The sequence below is a fragment of the Rhabdochromatium marinum genome, from assembly GCF_016583795.1.
Classification (GTDB): domain Bacteria; phylum Pseudomonadota; class Gammaproteobacteria; order Chromatiales; family Chromatiaceae; genus Rhabdochromatium; species Rhabdochromatium marinum.
In genome coordinates this window covers 1-22,605 of record NZ_NRRS01000060.1, presented here as the reverse complement: position 1 = coordinate 22,605, position 22,605 = coordinate 1, and the positions used below count along the sequence as shown (strand labels likewise).

Annotated in this window: 16 protein-coding genes and 2 pseudogenes; 8 read left to right on the top strand and 10 right to left on the bottom strand. The window is 57.4% G+C overall.

The features are described from left to right. Positions 1–127: 127 nt before the first annotated feature. Positions 128–313 (top strand): annotated as a pseudogene (locus tag CKO36_RS14385) (ISKra4 family transposase); the annotation flags it as partial. A 5-nt stretch (positions 314–318) separates the two neighbouring features. Here CKO36_RS14385 and CKO36_RS14380 read toward each other — a convergent pair. Then, complete coding sequence (locus CKO36_RS14380) at positions 319–2,214, bottom strand: NERD domain-containing protein kinase family protein (protein ID WP_200284951.1); 1,896 nt, start codon at positions 2,212–2,214, stop codon at positions 319–321. Positions 2,215–2,520: 306 nt separating this feature from the next. On the opposite strand from CKO36_RS14380, the gene CKO36_RS14375 reads away from it, so the two are divergent. After that, positions 2,521–4,068 carry an ATP-binding protein gene (locus CKO36_RS14375; protein WP_200284950.1) on the top strand — a complete coding sequence of 516 codons (1,548 nt, stop codon included), beginning with the start codon at positions 2,521–2,523 and terminating at the stop codon, positions 4,066–4,068. Positions 4,069–4,118: 50 nt separating this feature from the next. Here CKO36_RS14375 and cydX read toward each other — a convergent pair whose 3' ends face one another. From cydX to ubiK, 9 genes are all read right to left on the bottom strand, one after another. Beyond that, on the bottom strand, positions 4,119–4,232 hold the full coding sequence (gene cydX, locus CKO36_RS14370) for a cytochrome bd-I oxidase subunit CydX (protein ID WP_200284949.1): 114 nt from the start codon (positions 4,230–4,232) through the stop codon (positions 4,119–4,121). A 30-nt stretch (positions 4,233–4,262) separates the two neighbouring features. Next, positions 4,263–5,405, bottom strand: coding sequence for a cytochrome d ubiquinol oxidase subunit II (cydB, locus tag CKO36_RS14365; RefSeq protein WP_207161479.1), 1,143 nt, complete (start codon positions 5,403–5,405; stop codon positions 4,263–4,265). Between the two features lie 4 nt (positions 5,406–5,409). Beyond that, on the bottom strand, positions 5,410–7,020 hold the full coding sequence (locus tag CKO36_RS14360) for a cytochrome ubiquinol oxidase subunit I (RefSeq protein ID WP_200284948.1): 1,611 nt from the start codon (positions 7,018–7,020) through the stop codon (positions 5,410–5,412). A gap of 148 nt (positions 7,021–7,168) precedes the next feature. Then, positions 7,169–8,512 (bottom strand): Glu/Leu/Phe/Val family dehydrogenase, encoded by a 1,344-nt coding sequence (locus tag CKO36_RS14355; protein ID WP_200284947.1) that lies wholly within the window; start codon positions 8,510–8,512, stop codon positions 7,169–7,171. 15 nt (positions 8,513–8,527) lie between these two features. After that, the gene (locus tag CKO36_RS14350; protein ID WP_200284946.1) at positions 8,528–11,041 is read right to left on the bottom strand and encodes a glycogen/starch/alpha-glucan phosphorylase; all 2,514 of its coding nucleotides are present in this window, start codon (positions 11,039–11,041) and stop codon (positions 8,528–8,530) included. A gap of 155 nt (positions 11,042–11,196) precedes the next feature. Further along, positions 11,197–11,748 carry a DUF2939 domain-containing protein gene (locus CKO36_RS14345; protein WP_200284945.1) on the bottom strand — a complete coding sequence of 184 codons (552 nt, stop codon included), beginning with the start codon at positions 11,746–11,748 and terminating at the stop codon, positions 11,197–11,199. After that, complete coding sequence (locus CKO36_RS14340) at positions 11,745–13,658, bottom strand: ATP-binding cassette domain-containing protein (RefSeq protein WP_200284942.1); 1,914 nt, start codon at positions 13,656–13,658, stop codon at positions 11,745–11,747. The genes CKO36_RS14345 and CKO36_RS14340 overlap by 4 nt, the downstream gene beginning before the upstream one ends. Beyond that, positions 13,655–15,187: a YifB family Mg chelatase-like AAA ATPase gene (locus CKO36_RS14335; protein WP_200284936.1), complete on the bottom strand. Its 1,533-nt coding sequence runs from the start codon at positions 15,185–15,187 to the stop codon at positions 13,655–13,657. The genes CKO36_RS14340 and CKO36_RS14335 overlap by 4 nt, the downstream gene beginning before the upstream one ends. A 118-nt stretch (positions 15,188–15,305) precedes the next feature. Beyond that, positions 15,306–15,563 carry a ubiquinone biosynthesis accessory factor UbiK gene (gene ubiK / locus CKO36_RS14330; RefSeq protein WP_200284934.1) on the bottom strand — a complete coding sequence of 86 codons (258 nt, stop codon included), beginning with the start codon at positions 15,561–15,563 and terminating at the stop codon, positions 15,306–15,308. A gap of 331 nt (positions 15,564–15,894) precedes the next feature. Here ubiK and CKO36_RS14325 point away from each other — a divergent pair, with 331 nt between their 5' ends. The 6 genes and pseudogenes from CKO36_RS14325 to CKO36_RS20480 form a co-directional block, all read left to right on the top strand. Then, positions 15,895–16,806, top strand: a complete 912-nt coding sequence (locus CKO36_RS14325) for a TorF family putative porin (protein WP_200284933.1) — start codon at positions 15,895–15,897, stop codon at positions 16,804–16,806. A gap of 96 nt (positions 16,807–16,902) precedes the next feature. Next, positions 16,903–17,241 (top strand): P-II family nitrogen regulator, encoded by a 339-nt coding sequence (locus CKO36_RS14320; protein ID WP_200284931.1) that lies wholly within the window; start codon positions 16,903–16,905, stop codon positions 17,239–17,241. Positions 17,242–17,267: 26 nt separating this feature from the next. Then, positions 17,268–18,524, top strand: coding sequence for an ammonium transporter (locus tag CKO36_RS14315; protein ID WP_200284929.1), 1,257 nt, complete (start codon positions 17,268–17,270; stop codon positions 18,522–18,524). Between the two features lie 593 nt (positions 18,525–19,117). Then, positions 19,118–21,775: a C1 family peptidase gene (locus tag CKO36_RS14310; protein WP_200284928.1), complete on the top strand. Its 2,658-nt coding sequence runs from the start codon at positions 19,118–19,120 to the stop codon at positions 21,773–21,775. 106 nt (positions 21,776–21,881) lie between these two features. Continuing rightward, a complete protein-coding gene (locus CKO36_RS14305; RefSeq protein WP_200284926.1) occupies positions 21,882–22,274 on the top strand; it encodes a putative hemolysin in 393 nt (130 codons plus the stop codon). A 231-nt stretch (positions 22,275–22,505) separates the two neighbouring features. Beyond that, positions 22,506–22,605: pseudogene (locus CKO36_RS20480) on the top strand (IS982 family transposase); the annotation flags it as partial.

The window sequence follows — 22,605 nt, the reverse complement described above, 5'->3', positions numbered from 1 at the left end:
TGACTTGAAAAGTCGCCTGATGACCGTCGATGTTAATGAGTTGCGCTGTTATGGCCAAGCCCTCTTTCTGCATTTGGATGATGGGCTAAGCATGGCTCATGATTGACATCATTGAAAGGCGGCACCCGGCTCAGGGGTGACTGAAGCGGCCTGCAAGACGCTGGTCAAGCAGCGACTGTGCGCATCGGGCATGCGCTGGAAAACCAAAGGCGCCGGGATTGTACTCAGCCTGCGGGCGCTGAGCCAAACGACCGGGCGCTGGCAACAATTTTGGCAGCGAATTGATCAATTCGGTGCCGCCTGTTTCGGGTGATCACATTATTCAAAGGCCGCACCCACCTGGTCTTTCTGAACCAATATGTTGCGCGGGCTGATATCGCCATGCACTAAACGCACCTGATGAAAGGCGTTCAGCGCATCACACAGCTGTTCCAACCAGATTTTGGCCCAACATTCGGCACGGGCATCGTCAGTGGTCTCGCTGACTTCAGTTTCCCACTCTTCGGCGTACAGGCTCAGCACACCAAACAGTTCATCCAGCGGTTGTCCATCCACCCATCTGAGCAAGGCAACAAAGCGGTCAGGTTGCCAGTCGGCGGCAATCGCGTGAATGGCCGATAGATGTGGATGGGTGCTATGAGATCTGGCGTGCTTATAGGCGCGAATGGTTGCCTGACCATCGGCTTGATGAGAAACCGCCTTGGCGACATAGGTGCCGAATTTTTCGTTTTTTTCCGGGTCGATCTCTACCACCTTGAACGCCTGCCCAATACCGCCGCGCCCCAGTCGGGTCAGCACCTTGTAGGTGGAATCGAGAAAGGGCACTTCGGTGTCTTCGTCCCAGTATTCAACCTGCCGTGGCGTCAAGGTCTGAGGATCTTCGTCATCATCCATGATCTCAGCAGGTGGCGATGCGGGTGTTTGCAAGGCTTCCAGCCCCAGAATCAGACTGGCCAAATGCGCGCGCGCACCCAGGTCTTCGCAGCGACCCTGTTCCAGCCAATCCAGGACCGCGCGACTGTCAGGTGAGTCCTCGGCGAACAAAGTGGCTAGGGTTCGACAGACCGAGTAAACATCGGACTGACGGGTGGCCGCTGCCAGGCCGGTTGTGATGACTTCGGGGGCGACAAAGGGCGCGCGTTCGCCAAAGTCGATTTGGCGCGGACTGATGGTGGCCGCACCTTCCAGACGCCCGAGCCGAAAGTCAGTAAACAGCGGGCGGTTATTGTGGCGAACTCGCAGACTCCAGGGATGGATATTGCGATGGGTCAGACGCGGTTCGTGCTCTGCTGGCTCGTGAAAAGCCTGCAGGGCGCGCAGCGTTTCAAGTGCGAATGTCAGTCGTTCGGCAAAAGACCAACTGGAATCCTCGGCGCGTTTGGCCAGAGTCACCGCCCCGGCATCGACCAGCGAAAAATAATACAGCTCGCCCGGATAGCCTTCGGCCTCCTGAAAGGAGTCCAGCAGACTGGGCACATAGGGCGATTTTTGCCAATGCTGAATCACTGCAAATTCACGCTGAGCCTGATTCAAGGGCTCGGGCTCGGTGCTGGCGGACAGGTCGTAAAGATGCAAAATGACCTTGTCGCGACGCGTCGGATGCGTGCCGCGATAACAGCGATGAAAGGGCCCTTCGTCTTCTGCGAGTCGCTGCAGATCGGTGAACTGTGCGAAGCGGCGCAGCTCAGTGTCAGCCAGCACGAGTTTGGTTTTGGGTTCCAGACGGTGCGCGATCTGTTCGATTTGAGTGGTGTTCAATTTGACCGACTGATCAAGTCCGAACAATTCCGACCACTCGCCCAACCCAAATACCGGCACACCGTGAATTTTTGGGCGATTTTTCGGGTGATAGCGCACTTCTCCCCGCGTCAGCAGCAAGCGGGGAGCGACAAAGCCAGGATCCAGTGCGGCCAGCTTGCCCTTAATTCGCTTGGCTTTGTCATTGATGCGCTCGGCCTCGTTTTCCACCACCCAGGCCTGCTGGCGCAGATAGTCCTTGTCCCAGTGTTTGATCTCGATCACCAGCACGCCGGTGGCCAGCAGCGCGAGCAGATCGATTTCATCCGATAAGCGGTGAGTGCTGGCGGAATGACGCAGATTGGACAGCAGCATCCATGATTGTGTCTGCCCGCGAAGTTTAGCTACTAGACGTTCGGTCGCGAGTCTTTCGCTTTCGTTGATAAAAGGACCGCAAGGAATCCAGCGGGATTTCATAGTCAGGTTCCGATGGAAAGCGTAAGCGAGAAATCGCTGCTGTTCCGTTTGTTGATTAACCAAGCTCGGATAGCAGGCAATACTTGAAGTCGGAAACGCTTAGCCTACAACAATTTGACGTTAAGCTAAAGCGAAACACGAAGATAATATTTTACTGGCCACGCTTGCGAGACAAGAGGTGATATTCTTACGTTTTGATCAGATGATGATCATCGGTTCCCTCGGTGCATCGACATAAAAATCGCTTTCTACTGCGCGCTTGTTCGATAATTGCATGCTATCCAGAGTATCCCCCGTAGCCGTGACATGACCCGCCGCAAACTGCCCATTGGCATCCAGACCTTCGCCAAGATGCGCGAGGAAGACTATTACTATGTCGACAAAACCGGCTTCATTGCCTGGTTGATCGACGAGGGCAGCTTTTATTTTCTCTCGCGACCGCGCCGCTTTGGCAAATCTCTGTTGATCGACACCATTGGCGAGCTGTTTGCCGGCCATGAGGCGCTGTTTCGTGGGCTGGTCATTCATCCCGATTGGGACTGGTCGCTGCGCTATCCGGTGATTCGTCTCAGCTTTGGTGGCGGTGTGGTGCGCAGTCGCGCCGAGCTTGAGGACCGCATCCGCGAATTGCTGGAAGATAATGCCAAACGGCTGGAAGTTGCTGTTTCGGCCCCAACCGCCCCAGGCCATCTTGCCCGTCTGATCACAGCGGTGCGTGAGCGCAGCGGTCAGCGCGCCGTGGTATTGGTAGACGAATACGACAAACCCATCCTCGATAACCTGACCCGCCCGGAACTGGCGCGTGAGTTGCGCGACGGGCTGCGTAATCTCTACTCGGTGATCAAAGATCGCGAGGCTGATGTGCGCTTTGTCTTCATCACCGGCGTGAGCAAATTCAGCCGGGTGAGTTTGTTCTCGGGACTGAACAATTTGCGTGATCTCACGGTTTCGGCGCCCTACTCGGCACTTTGTGGCTACACCGAACGCGATTTGGACAGCGTTTTTGCACCCGAGTTGCAGGACTTGGATCGTGACGAGATCCGCTCCTGGTACAACGGCTACAACTGGCTGGGTGAGGCGGTCTACAATCCCTTTGATCTGCTGCTATTGTTTCAAGAACGCGAACTGCGTTCGTTCTGGTTCGAGACCGGCTCGCCCAGCGGGCTGATTGATGTGCTGATGCAGCGCGGACTGTTCACGCCTAATCTGGCCCGAATCATGGCTTCGGAGGCTTTGCTGTCGAGCTTCGATGTCGAGCACATCGCCACCGAAGCGCTGCTGTGGCAGACCGGTTATTTGACTTTTGCCGGTCAGCAGCGTATCGGCACCCGCATCCAATACCGGCTGACTTACCCGAATTTGGAAGTACAAAGTGCCTTAAACGATGGGTTACTGCGCGCGCTCATGGCCAATGAAGCAGCCCCCGCCGAGCAGGCGCTAAGCCGCTTGCACGACATTCTTCAAAGCGGTGAGCCTGAACGGCTGCGCGAACATCTGCACAGCCTGTTTGCCGCCATCCCTCATCACTGGCACGACAACACACCCATCGCCCGCTACGAAGGCTACTGGGCCAGCATCTTCTACAGCCATCTCGCCGCGCTGGGTCTGGAACTGATCGCCGAGGACATTACCCATCACGGGCGCATCGACCTGACGCTCAAGCTGACTCAGCAAATCTGGCTGTTCGAATTCAAGGTTGCCGAGCGTTCACCGCCCGGCAGCGCCCTGCGGCAGCTCAAAGACAAAGGCTATGCCGACAAATACCGCGTGCTGGGTCAGCCGATTGTTCTAATCGGTATTGCCTTCAGCGAACGTCAACGGCAAATAGCGGAGTTCGAGACCGCTATGCTTTAAGCAAAAAGGGCGCCTGGGCGCCCCTTAATCTGTGTTGCTTCAGCAGTCGCTCAGGGATCGTCTTGAGCGGGGCCGTGACATTGCTCTGACTCATACCACATGACATTAATGATGCCGAATGCGATGGCCAGCAGTACGCCAAGAATCCAAGCGAAATACCACATGTGTTGTCCTCCGACAGTTAATACCACGCGCTAGTAGGCCAGTGTTTTCTGGGCGTCGATCTCCTCGGTGGTGATGCGTCGCCACATTTTGGCGTAGGTCCAGGTGGTGTAGCCCAGGATGATAGGAATGAAAATCACCGCTGCCCAGAACATCACCGTCAGGGTCAGATGGCTGGAAGTGGCATCCCAGGCGATCAGACTGCTGTTGGGGTTGGTGCTGGAGGGCATAATGAAGGGGAACATGGCGGTACCGGCGGTCATAATGATGCCGGTGATGCCCAGCCCGCTCAGGATCAGCCCCAATCCAGCGCGATCACGCATCGACATGACGATGGCCCCGCCCAGTCCGATAAAGCCGAGGATCGGGAAGATCAGGGTCAGCGGCCAGTTCTTATAGTTGTTCAGCCAGCCCCAGCGGTCGACGATCACTTCCTTGGTGAGTGGATTGGGAATGGCATCCGTCGCCGGCATGTCCACTACCGAGTAGCCGTAGCCAGCCACAGCCAGCCAGACACCAGCGGCCGCGAAGGTGGCAATGGTGACATAGCCAAACACCTTGGCCGCTGCCTTGGCGCGCCCCGCCATGGGTTCAGCAGTGCGCAATTGCAGCCAGATGGCGCCGTGCATGGTCAACATGGCCAGACTGACTACGCCCACCAGCAGTGCGAAGGGGTTGAGCAGTCCGAAGAAGCTGCCGGTATAGTAGGGGCGCAGAAACTCATCAAGGTGGAAGGGCACCCCTTGCAGCAGGTTGCCAAAGGCGATGCCGAATACCAGCGCCGGCACGGCACCGCCGATGAACAGGCCCCAATCCCAGGCGTTGCGCCAGGCTTTGTTTTCGATTTTGCTGCGGTAGTCAAACCCCACCGGGCGGAAGAAAAGGGCGAACAACGCCAACAGCATGGCGAAGTAAAAGCCGCTGAAGGCCGCTGCATAGACCAGCGGCCAGGCGGCGAAGATGGCGCCACCGGCGGTGATCAGCCACACCTGATTGCCGTCCCAGTGCGGCCCGACGGTGTTGATGATGACCCGACGCTCCAGGTCATTTTTGCCCAGGAAGGGCAGCAGGGTGCCAACGCCCATGTCCATGCCGTCGGTGACGGCAAAGCCAATGAAAAGCACGCCGACTAGCACCCACCAGATGAGTTTCAGCACTTCGTAGTCGAGGATCATGACATCAGTCTCCTGCGTTTTCCTTGCTCGGTGCACCGGCTGGCATGGAGCCGCCAGCGATGGTGGCCTTGCGCTCGTGATGATAGCGTCCGGTATGCAGTGAACTCGGTCCCTGGCGGCTGAATTTGATCATTAGGAAAATTTCGATCAGAAACAGCGTCGTATAGAAGACGATGAAGGCCGTCAGGCTGGTGACCAGTTGATTAGTGGTCAGGCTGGAAGCGGCGATACTGGTGGGCAGCACCTCACCGATGGCCCAGGGTTGGCGGCCAAACTCGGCGACAAACCAGCCGGTCTCAGCGGCGATCCAGGGCACTGGAATGCTGATCAGGAAGGCGCGCAGCAACCAGCGTTTATGCTCAATGACCCGCTTGGCGTTGTAGTAGAAACCGAGCACGATCAGCAGCAGCATCCAGAAGCCGGCCATCACCATGACGCGGAAGCTCCAAAACAGCGGGGCAACTTCGGGGATGGAGTCTTTGACCGCCAGCGCGATTTGCTCCTCGCTCGCCTCGGCCGGGTTATCGGTGTAGCGCTTCAGCAGCAGCCCGTAGCCCAAGTCTTTCTTGTGTTCTTCAAAGACTGCTCGGTTAGCTTCGGTGTCCTGGCCTTTGCGCAGTTTTTGCAGATAGTCATAGGCGATCATGCCGGAGCGGATGCGGATTTCGTGCTCGCGCATCAGATCCTTGAGTCCCACCACCTTTTCATCCAGCGAGCGGGTGGCAATCAGGCCCAGTGCCCAGGGAATCTTGATCGCATCATGGGTTTCCTCGTCCTCATTGCTGGGACGTCCATACAGGGTGAAGGCGGCTGGTGCTTCTTCGGTGTGCCATTCGGCTTCCACCGCCGCCAGCTTCACACGCTGCACATCGCCGACTTCATAGCCGGATTCGTCGCCCAGCAGAATTACCGACAGGATAGAGGCCAGGGCAAAACCCACGGCAACCGAGAAGGAACGCTTGGCGAAGGCCAGATCGCGATCTTTGAGCATGTACCAGGCGGAGATACCCATCACAAACATGGAGGCTGTGACATAGCCGGCCGCGACTGTATGCACGAACTTGACCTGGGCGACCGGGTTAATCAGCAGCTCCCAGAAGCTGGTCATTTCCATGCGCATGGTCTCAAAGCTGAATTCCGCCCCGACCGGATTTTGCATCCAGCCATTGGCAATCAGAATCCACAGGGCTGACAGGTTGGAGCCCAGTGCGGTCAGGAAGGTGACGGCCAGATGCTGGCGTTTGGTCAGCCGTTCCCAACCAAGGAAGAACAGGCCGATGAAGGTGGATTCGAGGAAAAAGGCCATCAAGCCTTCAATGGCCAGGGGAGCGCCGAACACATCGCCGACATAGTGCGAGTAGTAGGCCCAGTTGGTGCCGAACTGGAACTCCATGGTCAGTCCGGTAGTGACTCCGAGTGCGAAGTTGATGCCGAACAACTTGCCCCAGAATTTCGTCATGTCGCGGTAGATTTCGCGCCCGGTCATGACATAGACGCTCTCCATGATCACCAGAATCCAGGAGAGGCCCAATGTCAGGGGCACGAAGAGGAAGTGATACATCGCAGTGGCGGCGAACTGCCACCGCGATAGCTCGATCATCGTACTGTCAAGCATCGTGCTGTTTCCTCGCGTGTAAAAAGTAAGACCAATTTAGAGGCTGGGTTGGGATCGGCAGCACCGTCTCGCACCAGAACCCTGAGCGCGGATTAAAGCAGGTTAGAGTCCGAGATGGTAGGTCGGATATTCGGATTCCTTGATTTTATTAAGGCCAGATGCCGCGTTGTTGCAGGACTCGCGCCAGCCGCTCCAGGGATTCAACCAGGGCGGCGGTGCGCAGATCACGCCTTAACGCTGCGGTTTCCTCGGCATTTGCGGGCGGAAACTGCCGCCAGCGTGCCACCACCCGGTCGGTGGCATCGTTCATGCGTACCCGCAATTTATTGTTGATTTCCTCCAGCGGCCAAGTGTGATGCTCGATGTTTTGCACCCACTCGTAGTAGCTGACCGTCACGCCGCCGGCGTTGGCGAGGATATCCGGCAGTACCAGAATGCCCTGTGCGGTGAGGATGTCATCGGCCTCAGGCGTGATGGGGCGATTGGCGCCTTCGACAATCAGTTTGGCCTGAATGCGCCCAGCATTGCCGGAATGGATCTGTCCGCCAAGCGCGGCCGGAATCAATAGATCACATTCCAGGGCCAGGAGTTCCTCGCTGCTGATGTTGCGGCTCTCGGCACAACCGAGCACGCTGCCACTGCTGGCCTTGTGTGCGTTCAGGGTTACCAGATCCAGCCCCTCGGGGTCGAACACCGCGCCGCGCGAATCACTGACTGCGATGATGCGCGCGCCGCGCTCATGCAGGAGTTGTGCGGCGACCCGGCCGACCTCGCCATAGCCCTGAATGGCCACGCGCGCACCGGTCAGTTCGCTGAGGCCCGGCACGGCTCCCAGAGCCACCAGCCGCTCAGCGGAATAGACGCAGCCGCGCCCGGTGGCTTCATCCCGTCCCTCAGAGCCACCCAGTTCCAACGGCTTGCCGGTGACCACCGGCAGGTTGTTCTGCCCAGGGTGCATGCTGTCGAAGGTGTCCAGAATCCAGGCCATGGTCTGGGAGCTGGTGTAGAGATCCGGGGCTGGAATGTCGGTATAAGGACCGATGTTGTCGCCAAGTTCGGCGATGAAGCGCCGGGTGATGTGGCGCAGCTCGCGGTCGCTCAGTTCCTTGGGATCGCAGGTCACTCCACCCTTGGCGCCACCAAAGGGCACCCGCACCAGGGCGCATTTCCAAGTCATGAGCGCGGCCAGGGCGCCGACCTCGGGCAGGGATACGCGCGGATGGTAGCGAATGCCGCCCTTGCCGGGGCCGAGCAGCCGATTGTGCAGCACCCGGTAGCCAACAAAGTTGTCCAGGCGGCCGTCATCGCGCTGAATGGGCACATTCACGGTGATGGTGCGCCGGGGGCGGCGCAGCACCTGGATCAGACCGGGGTCGATGTCGGTCAGGTGTTCCCGCGCACGCTCGAATTGCACATCGATGATGCGTTCGGGATTCAGTTCGTCGGCAGCCGGGCCATTGCTGTGCGGCGCCGATGCGGGTTCATGGCTCATGGTCTGTCCTGCAGGCTAGTGCTGGCCGGGGGCGGGCGGGCGCACCGGATCGAGCCGCCAGATGTCCTGGTTGTACTCGGCAATGGTGCGGTCGGAGGAGAAGTAGCCGCTGTGGGCGGTGTTGAGGAGGCTCATGCGCAGCCAACGCTCGCGATCCTGATAGGCGCTGGCCACCTGCTCCTGAGTGTGGCGGTAGCTGTCAAAATCCGCTGCTGTTAGCCAGGGGTCGTTGGGATCGCGAATGCTGTGGATGATGGGATCAAAAATACCCTGTTCGAATTGGCAGAAATGTCCGGATTCGAGCAAGGACATGGTCTCGGCCAGGGCCGGCGTGCGCTCGATGATGCCGTTGGGGTCGTAGTGGCCGCGGGTGTGCTCGACTTCTTCAGCGGTGAGCCCAAACAGGAAGAAGTTCTCCGCGCCAACCTTGTCGCGAATCTCGATATTGGCACCATCCAGGGTGCCGATGGTGAGTGCGCCGTTCATCATGAACTTCATATTGCCAGTGCCCGAGGCCTCCTTGCCAGCAGTGGAAATCTGCTCTGACAGATCGGTTCCCGGGGCCAGCACTTCCATCACCGAGACGCGATAGTCAGGGATGAAGGCGATGCGCAGTTGTTGATTGACTCTGGGGTCCGCGTTCACCACGGCGGCGACATTATTGATCAGCTTGATGATGCGCTTGGCCATCTCATAGCCGGGCGCAGCCTTGCCGCCGATCAGTGCGCAGCGCGGGGTGCCGATGTCCTCGCCGCGCTTGATGCGGGCGTAGAGATAGATCAAATGCAGCACGTTGAGCAGTTGGCGCTTGTACTCATGAATGCGCTTCACCTGCACATCGAACAGCGCCTCGGTCGGGAAATCCACCTGGCAGGCTCGGGTCACCATAGCTGCGACCCGTCTCTTGTTGGCCTGTTTAATCTGCTCAAAGCGCTCGCGAACGGCACTGTCATCAGCATAGGGTGCGAGGCGCTCAAGCTGCGACAGGTCGTTGACCCATTCGGTGCCGATGGTGTCATTCAGCAGTTCACCCAGACCGGGATTGCAGGTGGCCAGCCAGCGCCTTGGGGTGACGCCATTGGTCTTGTTGTTGAATTTCTCCGGCCAGAGTTCATGAAAATCGCGGAACAGGCCGTGGATCAGTAGATCCGAATGCAGCGCAGCCACGCCATTGACTGAGAAGCTGCCCACAATGGCCAGATAGGCCATGCGCACCTGCGGATCGTCGCCTTCCTCGATCAATGACATGCGCCGCTGCCGATCCATATCACCCGGCCAGCGCCCGGCCACTTCGGACAGGAATCGAGCATTGATCTCGTAGATGATCTCCAGCAGACGCGGCAGCAGTTGTGAGAACAGCCGCACCGGCCAGCGCTCCAGTGCCTCAGGCAGCAGGGTGTGGTTGGTATAGGCCATGGTGCGGGAGGTGATGGCCCAGGCCTCGGTCCATTCCATCTGATGCTCGTCCATTAACTGCCGCATCAACTCCGGCACCGAGATTGCCGGGTGGGTGTCGTTGAGCTGGAAGCAATTTTTCTCGGCAAACTGACTGAAGTCTTTGCCTTGCAGTCGAATCCAGTCGCGCATCACGTCCTTGATGCTGGCACTGGCGAGGAAATACTGCTGACGCAGGCGCAGTTCCTTGCCGCACTCATTGGCGTCGTTGGGGTAGAGCACCATGGTGATGTGCTCAGCATCGTTTTTGGCGGCCACGGATTCTGGATAGCTGCCGGCGTTGAATTCGCCCAGGTCAAATTCATCGGTGGCGGCGGCGGACCAGAGTCTGAGTGTATTGATAGTGTTATTTTTGTAGCCGGGTACCGGGATGTCATAGGGCACAGCCAAGACGTTTTGGGTGTCAACCCAACGTTTGTGTAGACGCCCCTGGTCATCGGTGTATTCTTCGGTGCGGCCCCCGAATTTGATGCGCTGAGTGTATTCAGGGCGCTCCAGCTCCCAAGGCACCCCATCACGCAGCCAGTGATCGGGTTCCTCGATCTGATGGCCGTTTTCAATCACCTGACGGAACATGCCATATTCGTAGCGCAGTCCGTATCCCTTCACTGGCAGTTGCAGGGTGGCACAGCTGTCAAGAAAGCAGGCCGCCAGTCGCCCCAAACCGCCGTTGCCAAGGCCGGCGTCCATCTCGGCGGCTTCGATTTCTTCGAGTTGGAGCCCGAGGTCATGCAGACTTTGACGTGCGCCCTCGGTCAGGCCCAAATTCATCAGCGCATTGCTCATGGTGCGGCCCATGAGAAATTCCAGCGACAGATAGTGAGTGCGCTTGCAGTTGGCGGCGTCCTGTGCGGCGCGGGTGCCTTTCCAGCGCTCCATCAGTCGATCACGTAATGCGATGGCCAACGCCTTATAGGGGTAGTAGCTGGAACGGCAGTCGCGATCCCGCCCGAAGTTGTGCGCATAGTAATGCTTAAAATCCCTGGCCAGACCCGGACCATCCATGGCTAGTGGCGGGAGATCGAACAAGCTGTCGTTGGGTAAACCCTCGGAGAGATCTTTGAACGGCGACATAAATAACCTTAAAAACAGTGCAAAAGTGATGCAGGACGGAGAAAACTCAAACCCGCAGTGTAGCAAAAGGCTGGGAGGCTTGTTGGGGTTGGATTTTGCGCGCTGGGGCGGCTGGAGGGGCGCCGGGTGCGCGGTCGCTACGCTCGATCAGGGAGTCAATAGTAGACCGTCGTGATGCGCCAGATCAGCGGTGCCGGGCGCAGTTGCAGCATAATGGAGCGGCCATCCGGATGTGCGAGTTCGATCAGAAATCCATGGGGTGGATCATAAAAGGCATAGCGAACACGATTTAACAGGCTGGCTGTGGTGTGATCCCCATGCAGCAGCCCGTTGATCCAGTCGAGCGTGACCATGGAGTCGATGGCCGCAGCGCCCTGGCGTTGCAGCCCTTGCGCAATCCAGGCGATAAAGGGATCTGAGACAGCGCCAATGTGGCTGCTGACGTCTTTGTTGAGGCGGCGGCGGATTTCCCGGCGCACTGCTTCAAGATCAACGAAGGGCGCCAGGGCCTCGGGTGCATCGGAGCGCGCCGCCTGACTCAGGCGCCACAGCGTCCAGTAAGGCGAGACGAACAGCACGAGCAGCACCATTGCCACAGCGAGCAGGGCGCGCCGGGTCCAGGTGGGCAGGCGCAGCCGGCGCTGACGCAGCTCGCACCATTCGCGCATCCACCAGTGCCAGCGCTGTGGCGGCAGTTGTTGTGTCATGCGTCTGCCTCGGCTTCCTGCAGGGCTTCTCCAACCTGAAGCCAATCGTGCTCGACACCGGACAGCTCAGCGTCAAGCTGCTGTTTTTCCGCAATCAACGCCAGAAGCTGCGGTTTGGCTTCCGGCTGATACAAGGCGGTATCGCCTAAGGCGGTTTCAAGTTCGCTCTGGCGCGCGCTGAGCGCATTGATGCGTTGTTCGAGTTGTTCCAGGCGACGGCGCAGGGGCCGGGTGCGGGTGCGCGCCTCGGCCTGGCGACGGCGCTGCTCCTTGCGCGCATCGCGCTCACCCGAAGCGGCGTCGGGACAGTTGGTTTGGCTGCTGCTGGTGGTGCGTGACTGGGTGCGCGCAGCCAGCCAGGCGGGATAGTCGCCCAGATCCCCGTCAAAGGGCGTGACCTGTCCCTGATCGACCAGCCACAGCTCGTCGCAGCCCAGGCGCAGCAGGTGGCGATCATGCGATACCAGTACCAGAGCGCCGGTAAAGGCCTGCAGGGCGCGGCTGATGGCCAGGCGCATCTCGATGTCGAGATGATTGGTCGGCTCATCCAGCAGCAGCAGGTTCGGGCGCTGGTAGATCAGCAGAGCCAGCGCCAAGCGGGCCTTCTCGCCGCCGGAGAAGGGCGCGATGGGGTCGGTCACCCGGTCGCCGCTGAAGTCAAAGCCGCCGAGAAAATCGCGCAGGCGCTGTTCAGGGCGTTCGGGGTCAAGGCGGCGCAGATGTAGGAGCGCGGAGTCCTCTGGGTGGAGTTGATCGAGTTGGTGCTGGGCGAAATAACCAATGCGCAGTCCGTCAGCTGTAATCAGATGGCCGGTAGCGGGTTGCAGGTGCCCGGCGAGCAGCTTGATCAGGGTGGATTTGCCCGCGCCATTGGGGCCAAGCAGACCGATACGCGCGCCTGGTTCCAGGCTGAGCGTCAGCTGGCTCAGGATGGGGCTGGCGCCGTAGCCCACGCTGCTGTCTTCGAGTTTAAGCAGCGGGCTGGAGGCGCGCGCCGGTTCCAGGAACCGAAAGTGAAAAGGTGAGTCGATATGCGCGGGCGCAATCAGCTCCATGCGTTCCAGTGCCTTGAGCCGGCTCTGGGCCTGACGCGCCTTGGTGGCCTTGGCACGAAAGCGATCGACGAACTGCCGCGCATGGGCGATTTCGCGCTGTTGTTTGCTGTAGGCGGCCTGCTGCTGGGCCAGACGCTCGCTACGCTGACGCTCGAAGGCCGAATAACCGCCGCTGACCAGTCCCAGGCGGCCTTGGTCGAAGTAACACACATGGGTGGCAATGGCGTCGAGAAAGTCGCGATCATGGGAGATCAGCAGCAGGGTACCGGAATAGTCGCGCAGCCAGCTTTCCAGCCAGATGACAGCGTCCAGATCAAGATGGTTGGTCGGCTCGTCGAGCAACAGAAGATCCGAGCGGCACATCAGCGCCTGGGCTAGACTCAGGCGCATGCGCCAGCCACCGGAGAAGCTGTCAATCGGGTGCTGTTCGGTGCCGGGCGCGAAGCCCAACCCATGCAACAGGCGCGCGGCGCGGCTCTCGGCGCGATAGCCGTCGATGGCTTCGAATTCATCGTGCAGCTTGGCAAGGCTCAGGCCGTCGTCGGCCTGGCGGGCGCTGTCCATAGCGTCTTGCAGGCGGCGCCAGGGGGCATCGCCATTGAGCACAAAGTCGAGTGCGCTCTGGGCGCCGGATGGGGTTTGCTGAGCCACGGCGGCCAGTTGCCAACCCGGCGGTCGGCTGAGTTCGCCCTGATCCGGTGTCAGCTCATCTTGCAGCAGCGCGAACAGGCTCGACTTGCCACAGCCGTTGGGGCCTACCACGCCGACGCGCTGGCCGGGATGAATTCGCAGCTCGGCCTGCTCAAACAGCACCTTGGGGCCGCGTCTAAGGCTGAGCTGGCGCAGCTCGATCATGGGCCGTGCCTCGCGCTGGTGTCGCTGCGATCCAGGCGCCGGTAGCCGATGGCTTCGCTCAGATGGGCCGGAGTGATGCGGGGGCTGTCATCAAGGTCGGCAATGGTGCGCGCCAGTTTCAGGATGCGGTGATAGGCGCGCGCCGAGAGCGCCAGGCGCTGCATGGCAGTGCTGATCAGGGCGCGTCCGACGTTATCGAGCGCACAATGGCGTTCGAGGTCGGCAGGTTGCAACTGGCTGTTGGGGCCGCCGTGGCGCGCTTCGGCGCGTGCGCGTGCGGCACACACTCGCTCACGCACCGCCGCGCTGCATTCACTTGGCGGTTGGGGGCCGGTCAGTTCCTCGGGACTGAGCCGGGGGACTTCGAGCTGCATGTCGATGCGATCGAGCAGCGGGCCGGAGATGCGGGCGCGATAGCGTGCCACCTGCTCGGCTGTGCAGCGGCAGCGTCCGCTGGGGTCGCCGAGATGGCCGCATGGGCAGGGGTTCATAGCGGCCAGCAGTTGGAAGCGTGCCGGGAACTCAGCCTGGCGCGCCGCGCGTGAGATGTGGATGCGGCCGGTTTCAATAGGTTCGCGCAGGACTTCCAGCACCCGACGGTCGAACTCCGGGAGTTCATCAAGAAACAACACCCCGTGATGCGCGAGCGAGATCTCGCCCGGGCGTGGATGGCTGCCCCCGCCGACCAGTGCCGGGCCGGAGGCGGTGTGGTGCGGGGCGCGATAGGGACGCTCGCGCCAGCGGCTGCGTTCCGGCTGGCGGCTGCCCACCACCGAGCGTACGGCGGCGGTTTGCAGGGCCTCGTCTTCGCTCAGGGGCGGCAGAATGCCCGGCAGACGGCTGGCAAGCATTGACTTGCCGGTGCCGGGTGGGCCGACAAACAGCAGGCTGTGCGCCCCGGCAGCGGCGATTTCGAGCGCGCGCTTGGCCTGGCTCTGGCCGCGCACCTCGGCAAGATCAGGCGGCGGGTGGCTGTCCTGTGCGTGACTGGGCTGGGGCTGGTAGGGCGCCAGGGGTTCAACTTGGTTGAGGTGTTGGCAGACATTCAGCAGATGGCGTGCCGGCAGGATGCGCAGCTCGCGCACCAAGCTGGCCTCTTCGGCATTCTCCAATGGCAGCACCAGGGCGCGTCCGGCCGCGCGCGCCGCCAAGGCCGCCGGCAGCACCCCTGAGACCGGACGCAGGGTGCCGGAGAGCGCCAGTTCGCCAATAAATTCGTGCTCGGGGATGCTCGCGGCTTGCAGCTGCCCGGAGGCCCCGAGAATACCCAGGGCGATGGGCAGATCAAAGCGCCCCCCTTCCTTGGGTAGATCGGCGGGGGCTAGGTTGATGGTCACACGCCCATCGGGGAACTTGAAGCTGCCGCTGCGCAAGGCGCCCCGCACGCGGTCCTTGCTCTCGCGTACGGCCAGTTCCGGCAGCCCGACGATGGACAGGCCGGGTAATCCGCCAGCGGTCTGCACCTCGACGATCACCTCAAGCGCCTGAATGCCATAGGGAGCACGGCTGTGCAGAATACTCAGGCCCACGCCATGACCGCTCGCCGGGCAACGCCAGTGCTGTGGCGGCTGGTGCCAGTATCTGCGCTAGCGCCAAAGCTTTGGCGTGGTGGGGATGTCAGGGCCGGGGGCATCGGATCCGGCGGCATCAGGTCTTGGCGGCGCGGGCGGCTTCTTCGAGTTCGGCCACCCGGGCTTCCAGGGCTTCAAGCTTGGCCCGCGAGCGCGCGAGCACAGCGGCCTGGATGTCGAACTCCTCGCGGGTGACCAGGTCGAGCCGGTTCAAACCAGCTTCCAGCGTTGCGCGCAAGCTGCGCTGTAGGTCTTCCTGCAACACCTGCACGCCTTTTGGCATGGCAGAGCTGAGACGGCGGGCGAGATCATCAAGCTGTTTGGGATCCAACATGTTGCGGCTACCTGAATGTATTCACTAAAGAAATATCAGCCATTATAGAGCGACTTGGGCGCTGGTGTCCCCATGGATTTACGCACTAAAGCGGTGCGATCTGATGGGGCGTGCGCGCTGTTGGTGCGCTATTTTGGTGCTTGCGGGTGATGTTTTTTTGCAACTTTAGCACGATTTCGTTGTCTTTTGGTAACATTTTTGGTTGGCATGGATACTGCTTTCCAATTGCCTCAAGTTCCAGCCGCTCCGGTCCAACGCCTTTCGGTCCAGCGTCTGTCAGCGGCGGGGCAGACGATCACTCAATCTCAATCCCAAGAAGGACGATAAGCCCATGAAAGCAATTGCAACCAACCATCGGCCCAACCATCGCTCAGCGCAGTGTCTCAGCGGACTGGCGGCAGCCGTGGCACTCTCTCTGGCCGGCACTGGTGTAGCGCTGGCGCAAGGCCCCTGGTCGTTCAGCGCCAATATTGGCGCGGTGTCCAATTATATGTGGCGTGGCACGACGCAGACCGGTGACGGCCCCGCTGTTCAGGGGGGGCTGGATGTGGCTCACGAGAGCGGCTTCTATGCTGGCACCTGGGCTTCGAATATCGACTGGGACGAAGGCTCGTCTGAGCAGGTTATCGGCTATGTTCCGGTTAACCCGAACACTGGTCGTCCTATTATGACGGATGATGGGTATTTGGTCATTGGCGAGACATCCGGTGCCGATGACGACTCCCCCAATTATGAACTTGACTTCTATGCCGGTTACGATTTTACGTTGCCGGACGAGAACATGAGTCTCGGTCTTAACACCATCTACTATGCCTATCCCGACAGTGGTAGCGATGTCGATTTCTGGGAAATCGGTATTTCCGGTGGCTATGATTTCGGTGCTGCAGCAGCGTCTGCTGGTATTCAGTATACCGCATGGGGTGGAGATGCCAACGAAGGCGGCCCATACTCCGAGGGTGATCTGTACTACAGTCTGGGACTGGATTTCGTGCTTCCTTATGAGTTTGGCCTCGGCATCTTTGGCGGCTATTACGACTTTAAGGACGACAGTGTCGTTGTTGGTATCGATACGGCTGGAAATGACCTGACCGAAAGTGCCGATTATTGGCACTGGGGTGCGACCGTTAGTAGAGAGGCTGGCGAGTTCGGCACTTTTAGCTTCACCTACGAGCAGAACGGTGGCGAGAAGGAAGTCTACGACGACGACGCCAAATTCTGGGTTGGCTGGAACAAAGAGTTCTGAGTGGCTCAAACGTCACAGGCATTCTAAAAGGCTAATCGCGCGGTGATGACCGCTGCTGGCGGTCTCACGCGATCAATTCATTATGGAGCTTTTGCAATGAAGCTGGTTACAGCCATCATCAAACCATTCAAGCTTGATGACGTGCGGGAGGCGTTGGCCGATATCGGTGTCTCCGGCATTACGGTCATTGAGGTCAAGGGGTTCGGGCGTCAGAAGGGACATACCGAGCTTTATCGGGGCGCTGAGTATGTTGTCGACTTTCTGCCCAAGATCAAGGTGGAAATCGCCGTCGATGACAGCTTGGTTGAGCAGGTCATTGAGGCTGTGACTAATGCAGCCCGTACTGGCAAGATCGGCGACGGTAAGATCTTCGTTTTCGATGTCGGTCAGGTCATTCGTATCCGCACCGGCGAAACCGGTCCGGATGCGCTCTAAGCGACCTTTGCAGGAGGAATTAAATCGTGGAAGAACCGATTACACATCTTGCCTACGCGCTTGATACCTTTTACTTTCTGATCTCAGGCGCGCTGGTCATGTGGATGGCCGCCGGCTTTGCCATGCTTGAGGCGGGTCTGGTTCGCGCCAAGAACACCGCCGAGATCCTCACCAAGAATGTTGCCCTGTTCTCCATCGCTTGTATCATGTACATGCTGATCGGCTATGGCATCATGTATCCGACCGGTGGCAATGGGGTAATTCCCAGCATCAACTGGTCGTTTATGTTCGGTGGTGATCATGAAGTTGCGGCTGTGCTCTCCAGCGAAGGCGCAACCTACTATTCCGGCATGGCGGATTTCTTCTTCCAGGTGGTCTTCGTTGCCACAGCCATGTCAATTGTCTCCGGTGCCGTGGCTGAGCGCATGAAACTCTGGGCTTTCCTGGCCTTCGCGGTCATCATGACCGGCTTTATCTATCCGGTGCAGGGTTACTGGAAGTGGGGCGGTGGCTGGCTGGACAGCATTGGCTTCAATGACTTTGCCGGTTCGGGAATTGTGCATCTGTGCGGAGCTTCCGCAGCGCTGGCTGGAGTGCTGCTGCTTGGGGCTCGTAAAGGCAAATATGGCAAGGACGGCAGCATCAACGCCATTCCCGGTTCCAATCTGCCACTGGCCACGCTGGGTACGTTCATCCTGTGGCTGGGCTGGTTTGGTTTCAACGGCGGCTCGGAGCTGAAAATCTCTGATATTGGCGAGGCCAATGCAGTAGCGGCGGTTTTTGTTAACACCAACATGGCTGCCGCCGGTGGTCTGGTGCTGGCACTGGCCACCGCGCGCATGCTGTTTGGCAAGGCGGATCTCACCATGGCATTGAACGGCGCTCTCGCCGGCTTGGTCGCCATTACAGCTGAACCCCTAACGCCAAGCCCCATTGCCGCATCGCTGATCGGCGGTTTGGGTGGTGTGCTGGTAGTCTTTGCCATTATCACCATCGACAAGTTGCGCGTCGATGATCCGGTCGGCGCCATTTCGGTGCATGGAGTGGTGGGCATGTGGGGGCTGATTGCCGTGCCACTGACCAATTCCGATGCTACCTTCCTGGCGCAGTTCATCGGGCTCTTCAGTATCCTGGCTTGGGTCTTTGCAACTTCACTGCTGGTGTGGTTCCTGATCAAGCTGGCCATGGGCTTGCGCGTCAGCGAGGAAGAAGAGTACGAAGGCGTCGATATTGGCGAATGCGGACTGGAAGCCTATCCCGAGTTTGTGGGATCAGGGAAGTGATGCGCTAGTCGTTGCGTGTCATGCTTGCAGCGGGGCCTTCGGGCCCCGTTTTTTTGTCCTGGACTTGGAGGCCAATATAGTTTTGGCCCTGGCGCTCGCCCTGACCGACCTTGCTAGTCTGGAACAGGTGTACTACAGTTCAAATAGCGTTCACTACTATAGTGATGGCCGCCACTGATGCCATAGGATCCTGACCCGGCCTTCACAAGGCTCGGTAAGCGGAACATACAGGTAGTCGTTTTGTTCTTGAGAGCATTGATGGCGACTTTGCTCAACATGTATGAACGTGAATAATGGCCGAAGGTTTAAGCAATAAGCCTGGGCTTTTCTGCAGAACCCGTAAGATACCGTATAGAGACCCTTAGTCCAGCCCTTTTAAGGTGCATAAAAAAAATTTAAGATCAAATAGTTACAAGATTAGGTGATTATGGCAATCCTCGAGCCCAGCGATCTCGCGCAAGTACTTTGAAGCAAAATCAGGGGATTGCAAGCGGATACATTTTGCCAGCTTAAAAGGGCTGACCCTTAGTCTTTGATAAAGCATACCGGTTACAGGGGGTTCTTTACTCTGCAAAAATGTCAGGAGTTAAAGCATGAAATTTATTTTTTTTCTGTTCGTATGGGGTTTTTTGGCAATTTCACCGCAGCTAATGCATGCGGACGAAACTATTTATCTCGGTAGTAATTCTGGAATAGAGACTCTTACTGGTGATGCAATAAATGGTTTAACGCGATATGTCGATTTTGGTGGGGATGATGATATCTATATCATCCCGACAAACTTAAATGGCGAAGTGGAGATGGTTGACAATCAAACCAGTACGATCATGTTGCCGGAAGGTTTGTCAATTGAAGAAGCGCGATTTGCTTCCGACGGAGTTTATTTAAAGACCAACGGGTATGGCCTAACTATACTCGGCCAACCATCCACATTCGCTTTTGTTTTTGCGGGCGATGCCAGCACACCTAATTCAGGCATTCGCCGTGACTTTACCGAGACAGCGAGATTTTTCGGTGCTTCAGTCCCTTCTGCTGGAACGCCTCCTTTTGACGGCACAGTTTCTGGCATAATCAATGCCGATGGGAACATTGCCACTGGCGACAACCAAGCGCCTACCGCCAGTCCGCGCTCTATTCAAGTCAGTGTCACTGACCCACCCTATATAGAATTACCATTGAGTGGAAGCGATCCAGATGGGGATACAATTAACTTCGTTTTGGATTCTCCGGTGACTGGCTTAGGGTACATTCAAGCCTATATAATTCCAGATTCTGGGCGTCTTTTTGTCTCGCTTGATGGTTCTGGGGCCAGTTTCAACCTGACCTATCGCGTTTCGGATGGTAAAATATATAGTCAACCAGTGCTAGTGGCAATTGAAGTGGTTGATGATGTTGACGAAGAATTCAGTACTGGACTGGATTTAGTCGATGCGGGGACTTATGGCAGGTTTTATCTGGTTGATCCTTATGGTGATCTGTTTGGTGCGCCAGGTGACGCCCCCCGTTTACCTTCTTCCATAGATTTAAGCGCCCAATTTCCAACCCCGAGCAATCAGGGAGGGCAAGGAAGCTGCGTTGGCTGGGCCACCGCTTACGCCATGAAAAGCTACCATGAAAGAGCTGAAATCGGGTGGGAACTAGATCGAAATGAGCATTTGTTTAGTCCATCTTTTGTTTTTAACCAAATAGCGGCTCCGGGCTGTAATGGCTCATACATTTCTGATGCTTTAGATCTCATTAAGTCGAAGGGTGCTGCTACTCTGGCTACGATGCCTTATGATGATTCGGCCTGCAGCAAGCAGCCAAGTGCTGCTGCCTTTGCAGAAGCAGCTGATTTTCTCCTTGGAGGTTGGGGACGGCTTCAAACCACCGCTCAAGTTAAGGCTGAGTTAGCCAATTCCAAACCAGTGGTTATAGGCATGAAGGTTTACGATTCTTTTGAGCGCTTAAGTGGTGCTGATCCTGTCTATTCGCCGAATATTAATTCGGAACGTGACAAAGGTGGCCACGCTGTAACAATCGCTGGTTATGATGATAACCGTTATGGCGGTGCTTTTCGTGTGATTAATTCCTGGGGTGCGCGTTTTGGTGATAACGGTTATTTCTGGCTGCCCTATAATGTCTTTCCAGACGTAGTTCGAGAAGCCTATAGTGTTGACGATGCCGAAAATACGTTCAATCCTGATCCGGTCGATCCGCGTCCGCAGCCCGATGAATTACCAAATTTGCAGGTAAAAAGCTGGAGTGCGAACTACACAGCTCGCCCTAGTGGCAGCGGCACTTTGGAGTGGCGTGTTACCAATGCTGGAACTCAGGATTCGCCGGTTGGTGTGCGGGTCGCTTTGATGTTGTCAAAAAATGCAACATTCTCCACATCGGATACCTTGGTGATTTACGAGGAAATCCCTTTTGCTATTGAAGTCGGGCATTCTGCATTTCGCGATGAAGATAATAGTATCCAATTTGCTTTCCCGGACACTTTGGCTGCTGGAACTTACTATATGGCTGTTTGGGTGGATGATCGCGATGCAATCAAAGAATCCAATGAAAACGACAATGTTTCCATAGGCGGCAACCAAGTCGATATTGAAAACGAACTTGCGGATTTAGTGATTGAAAGCTGGTATGCGGAATGGAATAATGCTTCTGGAGATGGCTTGTTCCATTACAAAGTGGTTAATAAAGGGAAGAGTGAATCGGCATCCGACTGGGATATCAATTTGGTCTTGAGCACTGACCAGGATATAGCAAATTCAACATACCGCTATCTCTTCTATGAAGATGTTCCTTATGCTTTGGATGCAAATCGCTCAGTATGGCGTGATGAATCAAATCCCGGGCATTTTAACTTGTTTGTAAGCCAACAAGGCAATTCGGTATCACCAGGCACTTACTATATGGCTGTCTGGGCTGACGATCTTAATGAGGTTGAAGAATCCAACGAGCGAAATAATATCTCCTTGGGACGTAATACAGTCACTATCGGTGGTGCTCGCGCAGTGGAAAGCCGCCTGTCCGATGAAGATGAGACCGCATTGATTACCCAGGAATTTAATGGTAAACAACTGCCTACTGCCAATGCCTTGGTGCGCAGGGTCGAGATTCGTGCTCGCGCTGATGGCGGCATGGAAATGACGATGCTTGACGAACCTCAACTAGGCGATGCGCATTCTGAGGCAAGTTACTCGAAGTCAAATCATGCTGCCACATTTGGCATCTTCCCTGATGCTGGGGAACACCGTATGCCTTGATGCCCGGTGTGACTTTGATGGCGGGCTGCTCGGAGTTTGGATGTACCGAGCAGCTCGCAACCGAAGGCATGATTGACTCACTCACCTTCGTAGACTTGGGGAAGCAATGCGCCCACTGACGACATTCTCTCTATTGATCGCCTCGCTGCTCGCGTTTTTCATTGCGCCAGCGTTAGTAGCGGAAAGTTTGCAAGCAGGCTTAGCAAATCCTGCATCGATGCACTGCTACAACCAAGGTGGAACACTAGATATTAGAAAACGAACCGACAGTGGTGAATACGGGGTTTGCCTTTTTGAGGACAATCGTCAGTGCGAAGAATGGGCACTGCTGCGCGGTCATTGCCCCACTGGTGGGCTGAAGATCACAGGGTACGATAACCAAGCCCAGATCTACTGTGCAATCACCGGCGGAGACGTCGATATAAAGGCTAATCGATGCCAAACGAATGATGGTGTCGACTGTAATCTAGATGCTTATTTCAGTGGGCGTTGCCCATAGCGAACGCACCAGTGATTTCATCGTCGATTGTTTGCAGCAATGGTGGTCTGACAACTATGAACGCTACGCTCACATCACTCAACTGGTTAGAGACATTTGCGCTGTAGCGATTTTCGGCAGCCGCCTAGTCCTGATAAGTAACCCAAGTTGCCACCTTGATAAGCTGGCGTCCATCGGAGTTTGCTAGCGTTGTAAGTACCCCTGCTGCACAACGACTGGCGAGGAACCCCGATGGACACAAAGATTATATTCGTATACTGCCTTTGTGACGATCTGTTGAAAGCACTCGGTCATCGTGAAGATCCACAGTGTCAGGTCTCCGATGCGGAAA

What these genes read in the sequence shown, in the direction of transcription:
- CKO36_RS14375 (WP_200284950.1), top strand. Translation starts at nt 2,521, where the DNA reads ATGACCCGCCGCAAACTGCCCATTGGCATCCAGACCTTCGCCAAGATG.
- CKO36_RS14325 (WP_200284933.1), top strand. Translation starts at nt 15,895, where the DNA reads ATGAAAGCAATTGCAACCAACCATCGGCCCAACCATCGCTCAGCGCAG.
- CKO36_RS14345 (WP_200284945.1), bottom strand. Translation starts at nt 11,748, where the DNA reads ATGACACAACAACTGCCGCCACAGCGCTGGCACTGGTGGATGCGCGAA.
- cydX (WP_200284949.1), bottom strand. Translation starts at nt 4,232, where the DNA reads ATGTGGTATTTCGCTTGGATTCTTGGCGTACTGCTGGCCATCGCATTC.
- CKO36_RS14360 (WP_200284948.1), bottom strand. Translation starts at nt 7,020, where the DNA reads ATGCTTGACAGTACGATGATCGAGCTATCGCGGTGGCAGTTCGCCGCC.
- CKO36_RS14340 (WP_200284942.1), bottom strand. Translation starts at nt 13,658, where the DNA reads ATGATCGAGCTGCGCCAGCTCAGCCTTAGACGCGGCCCCAAGGTGCTG.
- CKO36_RS14305 (WP_200284926.1), top strand. Translation starts at nt 21,882, where the DNA reads ATGCGCCCACTGACGACATTCTCTCTATTGATCGCCTCGCTGCTCGCG.
- cydB (WP_207161479.1), bottom strand. Translation starts at nt 5,405, where the DNA reads ATGATCCTCGACTACGAAGTGCTGAAACTCATCTGGTGGGTGCTAGTC.
- CKO36_RS14320 (WP_200284931.1), top strand. Translation starts at nt 16,903, where the DNA reads ATGAAGCTGGTTACAGCCATCATCAAACCATTCAAGCTTGATGACGTG.
- CKO36_RS14380 (WP_200284951.1), bottom strand. Translation starts at nt 2,214, where the DNA reads ATGAAATCCCGCTGGATTCCTTGCGGTCCTTTTATCAACGAAAGCGAA.
- CKO36_RS14310 (WP_200284928.1), top strand. Translation starts at nt 19,118, where the DNA reads ATGAAATTTATTTTTTTTCTGTTCGTATGGGGTTTTTTGGCAATTTCA.
- CKO36_RS14355 (WP_200284947.1), bottom strand. Translation starts at nt 8,512, where the DNA reads ATGAGCCATGAACCCGCATCGGCGCCGCACAGCAATGGCCCGGCTGCC.
- CKO36_RS14350 (WP_200284946.1), bottom strand. Translation starts at nt 11,041, where the DNA reads ATGTCGCCGTTCAAAGATCTCTCCGAGGGTTTACCCAACGACAGCTTG.
- ubiK (WP_200284934.1), bottom strand. Translation starts at nt 15,563, where the DNA reads ATGTTGGATCCCAAACAGCTTGATGATCTCGCCCGCCGTCTCAGCTCT.